The sequence below is a fragment of the Pseudomonas sp. P4_D7 genome (genome assembly GCF_056401755.1).
The window spans coordinates 189,534-196,529 of sequence record NZ_JBFUIR010000014.1 but is presented as its reverse complement, the minus strand read 5'-3'; the positions used below and the strand labels follow the sequence as shown (position 1 = coordinate 196,529).

Annotated in this window: 9 protein-coding genes; 8 read left to right on the top strand and 1 reads right to left on the bottom strand. The window is 60.8% G+C overall.

Annotated features, from left to right (window positions below):
• The 3 genes from AC1DVF_RS12140 to AC1DVF_RS12130 form a co-directional block, all read left to right on the top strand.
• Window positions 1-1,016, top strand: a 1,016-nt coding sequence (locus AC1DVF_RS12140; RefSeq protein WP_477782501.1) for a cbb3-type cytochrome c oxidase subunit I, incomplete at its 5' end; no start/stop codon positions are given.
• A gap of 116 nt (window positions 1,017-1,132) precedes the next feature.
• Window positions 1,133-1,684 (top strand): cytochrome c oxidase assembly protein, encoded by a 552-nt coding sequence (locus AC1DVF_RS12135; RefSeq protein WP_456024753.1) that lies wholly within the window; start codon window positions 1,133-1,135, stop codon window positions 1,682-1,684.
• Window positions 1,685-1,709: 25 nt separating this feature from the next.
• Window positions 1,710-2,597 (top strand): cytochrome c oxidase subunit 3, encoded by an 888-nt coding sequence (locus AC1DVF_RS12130; RefSeq protein WP_093429494.1) that lies wholly within the window; start codon window positions 1,710-1,712, stop codon window positions 2,595-2,597.
• Between the two features lie 9 nt (window positions 2,598-2,606).
• Here the strand turns inward: AC1DVF_RS12130 and AC1DVF_RS12125 are convergent, their stop codons facing one another.
• Complete coding sequence (locus AC1DVF_RS12125) at window positions 2,607-2,810, bottom strand: twin transmembrane helix small protein (protein WP_007911731.1); 204 nt, start codon at window positions 2,808-2,810, stop codon at window positions 2,607-2,609.
• Window positions 2,811-2,881: 71 nt separating this feature from the next.
• Here AC1DVF_RS12125 and AC1DVF_RS12120 point away from each other — a divergent pair, with 71 nt between their 5' ends.
• From AC1DVF_RS12120 to AC1DVF_RS12100, 5 genes are read left to right on the top strand one after another with little or no spacing between them, the layout of a single operon-like run.
• The gene (locus AC1DVF_RS12120) at window positions 2,882-3,622 is read left to right on the top strand and encodes an SURF1 family protein (protein ID WP_477782500.1); all 741 of its coding nucleotides are present in this window, start codon (window positions 2,882-2,884) and stop codon (window positions 3,620-3,622) included.
• Window positions 3,588-4,181: a hypothetical protein gene (locus tag AC1DVF_RS12115; RefSeq protein WP_093429961.1), complete on the top strand. Its 594-nt coding sequence runs from the start codon at window positions 3,588-3,590 to the stop codon at window positions 4,179-4,181. Before AC1DVF_RS12120 ends, AC1DVF_RS12115 begins: the two co-directional genes overlap by 35 nt.
• A gap of 10 nt (window positions 4,182-4,191) precedes the next feature.
• Window positions 4,192-5,271: a COX15/CtaA family protein gene (locus tag AC1DVF_RS12110; RefSeq protein ID WP_095113101.1), complete on the top strand. Its 1,080-nt coding sequence runs from the start codon at window positions 4,192-4,194 to the stop codon at window positions 5,269-5,271.
• A complete protein-coding gene (gene cyoE, locus AC1DVF_RS12105; protein WP_093429498.1) occupies window positions 5,259-6,158 on the top strand; it encodes a heme o synthase in 900 nt (299 codons plus the stop codon). Before AC1DVF_RS12110 ends, cyoE begins: the two co-directional genes overlap by 13 nt.
• A complete protein-coding gene (locus tag AC1DVF_RS12100; protein WP_008081211.1) occupies window positions 6,155-6,790 on the top strand; it encodes an SCO family protein in 636 nt (211 codons plus the stop codon). The genes cyoE and AC1DVF_RS12100 overlap by 4 nt, the downstream gene beginning before the upstream one ends.
• Window positions 6,791-6,996: the final 206 nt, after the last annotated feature.

The window sequence follows — 6,996 nt, the reverse complement described above, 5'->3', positions numbered from 1 at the left end:
GCATGAGGCTGATGAAAATGCCGCTGTTCGTCTGGACCTGGCTGATCACCGCGTTCCTGCGGATCGCGGTGATGCCGGTGCTGGCCGGGGGCGAGACGATGATGCTGATGGACAGCCACTTCGGCTCCCGTTTCTTCAGAGCTGCCGGTGGCGGTGACCCGGTGTTGTTCCCGCATGGGTACTGGTTCTTCGGCCATCGCGAGGTGGCCGTCATGATCCTGCCGGCCTTCGGCGCCGTCAGCTCGATCATCCCGACCTTCTCGCGCAAGCCGCTGTTCGGCTACACCTCGATGGTCTACGCGACGGCGAGCATCGCCTTCCTGTCGTTCATCGTCTGGGCGCACCACATGTTCGTGGTCGGCATTCCATTGGTGGGCGAGCTGTTCTTCATGTACGCCACGCTGTTGATCGCGGTGCCGACCGGGGTGAAGGTGTTCAACTGGGCCAGCACCATGTGGCAAGGCTCGCTGACCTTCGAAACGCCGATGCTGTTTGCCGTGGCGTTCGTGATCCTGTTCTCCATCGGCGGTTTCTCCGGGTTGATGCTGGCCATCGCGCCGGCGGACTTCCAGTATCAGGACACCTACTTTGTGGTCGCGCACTTCCATTACGTGCTGGTGCCGGGGGCGATCTTCGGGATCTTCGCCTCGACCTATTACTGGCTGCCGAAATGGACCGGCCACATGTACGACGAAACCCTCGGCAAGCTGCATTTCTGGCTGTCGTTCGTCGGCATGAACCTGACCTTTTTCCCGATGCACTTCGTCGGTCTTGCGGGAATGCCGCGGCGGATTCCGGACTACAACCTGCAATTCGCCGACTTCAACATGGTCTCGTCGATTGGCGCGTTCATGTTCGGTGCGACGCAGATTTTCTTCCTGTTCATCGTCATCAAGACCATTCGCGGCGGCCCGCCAGCACCGGCCAAACCGTGGGATGGTGCGGAAGGTCTGGAGTGGAGCGTGCCGTCACCGGCGCCGTATCACACCTTCACCACACCGCCGGAAGTGAAATGAAACGCTTGGCTTTTGTAGGAGTGAGCCTGCTCGCGATGGCGGTGTGTCGGGCACACCGCGGTGCACCCATCGCGAGCAGGCTCACTCCTACAGGGTTTGGTGGGGAGGCATGAACCATGGCTGATTCGATCTCGATGAAAAAACTCGTCACCCGCCTGCTCGGCGTGGTGGTGGCGATGTTTGTCTTCGGTTTTGCCTTGGTGCCGATCTACGACGTGATGTGCAAAGCCTTCGGCATCAACGGCAAGACCGCCGGGCAGTACGAGGGTGAGCAGGTGGTCGACACTTCGCGCCAGGTGCGTGTGCAGTTTCTGTCGACCAACAACGTCGACATGCCGTGGGACTTTTACCCCAAGCATGACGAACTCACCGCCAACCCCGGCGCGGTCAACGAGATGATCTTCATCGCGCGCAACCCCACCGACAAACCGATGAGTGCGCAAGCCGTGCCGAGCATCGCACCGAGCAGCGCCGCGGCATATTTCCACAAGACCGAATGCTTTTGCTTTACCCAGCAGGTGCTGCAGCCCGGTCAACAGATCGAGATGCCGGTGCGCTTCATTGTTGACCGCGACATGCCCAAGGATGTGAAGCACCTGACGCTGTCCTACACGCTGTTCGATATCACCGCCCGACATCCGCCGGTGGCTGTAAACACTGGCGGTTGAGCGTGCCCGATAAGGAGAACAATAAATGGCAACTCATGAGCATTATTACGTTCCGCCGCAAAGCAAATGGCCGATCATTGCGACCTTCGGCATGGCCATCACTGTGTACGGCCTCGCCACCTGGTTTAACGATCTGAAGGCAGCGCGCCCGGAATCCCACGGCCCGTACATCTTTTTCGTCGGTGGCCTGTTGCTGGCGTACATGCTGTTCGGCTGGTTCGGGGCGGTGATCAAGGAAAGCCGCGCGGGGCTTTATAGCCCGCAACTCGATCGCTCGTTCCGCTGGGGCATGAGTTGGTTCATCTTCTCCGAAGTGATGTTCTTCGTCGCCTTCTTCGGTGCGCTGTTTTACGTGCGGCACGTCTCCGGACCGGCGCTCGGCGGTGAGGGCACCAAAGGCATCGCGCACATGCTCTGGCCGAACTTCCAGTTCACCTGGCCGTTGCTGCACACGCCGGATCCGAAACTGTTCCCGCCGCCAAAAGAAGTCATCAGCCCGTGGGGCCTGCCGCTGATCAACACAATTCTGCTGGTCAGCTCCAGCGTGACCATCACCATCGCCCACCATGCGCTGAAAAAGGGCCATCGCGGCGCACTGAAAATCTGGCTGGCGATCACCGTGCTGCTGGGCTGCGCGTTTCTCGGCTTCCAGGCTGAGGAATACATGCACGCCTACCACGAACTGGGCCTGACCCTCGGTTCCGGTATTTATGGCGCGACGTTCTTCATGCTCACCGGTTTCCACGGCGCCCACGTGACCATCGGCACGATCATTCTGTTTGTGATGCTGATGCGCATCATGAAGGGCCACTTCGACAACGAGCACCAGTTCGGCTTCGAAGCGGCGAGCTGGTATTGGCACTTCGTCGACGTGGTCTGGATCGGTCTGTTTATCTTCGTCTACGTACTCTGAGGATCACCACTACCAAGGCGCATGCGACACCAATTGGCCGCTGTAAAAGCCCCAGGCGATCAAGCCGACGGTGGCGGCGGCCAATGCCACCCGAACACTCAAGGCGATGACCAGGCGATTCGAGCTGCTGTCGTCCTTGACCAGGAAAAACAGGCCGCTGAACAGGCTGATCACCGTGGCAATCAGCATCAGGACGATGGCTGTTTTGAGCATGGGAAGAACTCCGGGGGACAGGCGATGCAGTTGAGTATAGCGATCGCAACGACTGACTTTGTGGCGCAGCCATGAAGCGCTTTCGCCCGGGCGTGATACCGACCGTGGTGGTGGCGTTGTTGCTGCCGTTGCTGGTTTCGCTAGGCTTCTGGCAATTGAGCCGGGGTGCCGAGAAAACCGCTCTGCTCACCAGCTACGCCGAACGCCGCGCGGCCGAACCGATGGCCAGCAGCGAACTGCTCAATAGCGCTGATCCGGCTTATCGCCGCGTGCATCTGCACGGCCAGTTCGATGCCGCGCACAGCTTGCTGCTGGATAACCGTCAGCGTAACGGCAAGGTCGGCGTCGAGCTGGTGCAACCGTTTCAGGATCAACGTACAGGCCTGTGGCTGCTGGTTAATCGCGGCTGGCTGCCGTGGCCGGACCGCCGCGTGCCGCCGCAATTCACCACGCCCACTGAGGCGTTGAATGTCGATGCCTGGGTCTACGTCGCCCCCGGCGCCACTTTTCAACTTCATGCCGATCCGGTCAGCAACACCTGGCCGCAAACCATCACTGCCGTCGAACCCGCCAAGCTGTGGAAAACCCTTGAGCGCGACGGCTTTACCTACGAGTTACGCGCCGAACCCGGCCCGGCCAGCTACGAGGCCGATTGGCCGGTGGTCGCCATGGGCCCGGAAAAACACCTCGGTTACGCCGTGCAGTGGTTCGCCATGGCCACCGCCCTGCTCGGCCTCTACGTCTATTTGGGCTTGCACAACGCAAAGGAGAAACACCATGGGAACGGCCATGAATCCACCCAGCATGTCTGAGGCGAAACCTGCCGCCACCCGTCGTCGCGGGCGCATTCAGTTGCTGCTGATATTGCTTGGCGTGATCGGCCCGATGGTGCTCGCCACCGGCATGTACAAATTGCAGTTCTGGGTGCCGGAGGGTCGCAGCTATCACGGCGAACTGATCGGCAACGGCCAGACCCGCGCCGACCTCGGCGTGCAGGCCGACGAGGAGCGCTGGCAGATGCTGGTCACCGCGCCGAAGGATTGCGCGGTGGATTGCCAGCAACTGGTGTATCTGGCGCGGCAGATCCAGATCGGCCTCGGTCGCGATGCCGGCCGCGCCAGCCACGCTCTCGCCATGGCGCAACCGGTGAGCGCCGATTACGAGGCCAAGCTCAACCGCGAATATCCACAGCTGCAACGCTATCCGCTGGACGCTACATCGTTCAGTAAAACCACGGGCGACAAAGCCACGCCGCAGCTGTGGATCATCGACCCCCACGGCAATCTCGTACTGCGTTACGAGCCGAATGTGAAAGGCAAGGATCTGCTCAACGACCTGCGTCACCTGCTGAAACTGTCGAACATCGGATAAGGGCATCGTCATGGCCAAACCTGGATTTCGCCTCGCGCTGTTTGCCACCCTGCTGGCGCTGATTGTGGTGCTGCTCGGCGCCTATACGCGCCTGACCCACGCCGGCCTTGGCTGTCCGGACTGGCCGGGTTGCTACGGGTTTATCAGCGTGCCGAAAAGCGAAGCGCAACTGGCCCATGCCGAACTGCATTACCCCGACTCACCGGTGGAGGCGCACAAGGGCTGGAACGAGATGATCCACCGCTACTTCGCCGGCACCCTCGGCCTGCTCATTTCGATTCTGGCCGGGCGCGCGTGGGTCAATCGACGTCATCCGGGGCAGCCGTTGAAGCTGCCGCTGTTTCTGCTCGCGGTGGTGTTCGCGCAAGCGGCGTTCGGCATGTGGACGGTGACGCTCAAACTCTGGCCGCAAGTGGTCACCGGGCATTTGCTCGGCGGTTTTGCGACGTTGAGTTTGCTGTTTTTGCTGACCTTGCGACTGTCCGGCGTGCTGCCGGCACTGACCGTGCCCAAGCGTTTGCAGTATTGGGCGACAGCGGGATTGTTGTTGGTGATTGGCCAGATCGCGCTGGGTGGCTGGGTCAGTTCCAACTACGCGGCGGTGGCCTGCATCGATTTCCCAACCTGCCACGGGCAATGGCTGCCGCCAGCGGATTTCGCCAACGGTTTTCACCTGACTCAACACATCGGCCCGAATTATCTCGGCGGACAACTCGACAGCGATGCACGCACGGCGATTCACCTGACTCATCGTATCGGCGCGCTGCTGGTGACGCTGGTGCTGCTCGGCCTCGCCTGGCAATTGAAAGTGGTTGGCATGACGCGGCTGGCCGGGCTGGTGCTTATTGCCCTCGCAGCGCAGATCACCCTCGGCATCAGCAACGTGCTGTTCCATCTGCCGCTGCCGGTGGCGGTCGCGCATAACGCTGGCGGCGCGGCGCTGTTGCTGACCATGGTGCTGGTCAATTACCACGCGCGCACCAGCCTGGTCCGGGTCAAACAACCGGTGCTCGCGCGCTGGCGCCTGAGCCCGCGCAAACACGCGGCCGCGCCCATCACCATAAAAGGAGAAACGCCGTGGCGATTCTGATTGGCGAGCGCCCGCATCAGGCGATCTGGCGTGATTATCTGGAGCTGACCAAACCGAAAGTCGTGGTGCTGATGCTGATCACCTCGCTGGTTGGCATGTTCCTCGCGACCCGTGCCGGGGTGCCGTGGACGGTGCTGGTGTTCGGCAATCTGGGGATTGCCCTGTGTGCCGGTGGTGCGGCGGCGGTCAACCATGTGGTGGATCGGCGCATCGATGCGGTGATGGCGCGTACGCATAAACGGCCGCTAGCCGAGGGCCGGGTTTCACCGGCGGCGGCACTGACGTTTGCCTTGGTGCTGGCGTTGCTCGGTCAGGCGTTGTTGCTGACTTTCACCAATCCGCTGACCGCTTGGCTGACCTTGGCTTCGCTTCTTGGTTATGCAGTGATTTACACCGGCTTCCTCAAACGCGCGACGCCGCAGAACATCGTCATCGGTGGCCTCGCCGGTGCTGCCCCGCCATTACTGGGCTGGACCGCAGCCACCGGCCACGTCAGCGCCGAACCGTTGTTGCTGGTGCTGATCATCTTCGCCTGGACCCCACCGCACTTCTGGGCGCTGGCGATTCATCGCAAGGAGGAATACGCCAAGGCCGACATCCCGATGCTGCCAGTCACCCACGGCGAGCACTACACCAAGGTGCACATTCTGCTCTACACCTTCGCGCTGCTGGCGGTGAGTCTGCTGCCTTACGTGATTCACATGAGCGGCATGCTCTACCTGATTTGCGCGCTCTGCTTGGGCGCGAGGTTTCTGCAATGGGCCGTGGTGCTGTACCGTGGCACTCGGCCGCACGCGGCGATCAACACCTTCAAGTACTCTATTTGGTACTTGTTCCTGTTGTTCATCGCCCTGCTCGTAGACCACTACTTACTGTTGAACCTATGACTCGAACCCAGAAAACCGTCTTCATCCTCGTCGCCGTGATCGCGCTGATCCTGGGACTTACCGTCAACAAAGTGCTGAGCGGCAAGGGCCAGGGCGACCCGACTGCGCTGATCGACGCCGGCATTATCCTGCTGCCGCAGAGCCGCAATCTGCCGGACGTGACGATGACCGATCAGGACGGTAAACCGGTGGCGATCAACGAGTTGAAAGGCAAGTGGAGCCTGCTGTTCTTCGGCTACACCTTCTGCCCGGACATCTGCCCGACAACGTTGGCGCAGCTGCGGCAGATCAAGAGTGAACTGCCGAAAGACGCTGTGGATAAGTTGCAGATCGTGCTGGTCAGCGTTGACCCGAACCGCGATAACCCGAAGCAGTTGAAGCAGTACCTGGGCTATTTTGATCCGCAGTTCATTGGCCTGACACCGACTTCGATTGAAGAGCTGCAGAAAGTGGCGAACGCGGTGAGTATTCCGTTTATTCCGGCGGATACGAGCAAGCCGAATTACACCGTCGACCATAGCGGCAATCTGGCGGTGATCGGCCCGGACGGGACGCAGCGGGGGTTTATTCGAGCGCCGTTGAACAATGCCAAACTGGTTGCGCAGCTGCCGGTCATGCTTAACCGCAAATAAAAGCTGAAGAGCGAAAAGCCCCTCACCCTAGCCCTCCCGAAACGTCGGACCGCCCAGAGGGAGAGGGAACTGACCGAGGTGTTTGTTCGAGTTGCGCCGACCTGCAATTATGAGTCGAACTCAGGCTCGAAAAGCTTGAAGATCGGCCCCCTCTCCCTCGGGAGAGGGCTGGGGTGAGGGGCAGCTTCACAGCAGGTCCAAAGCCA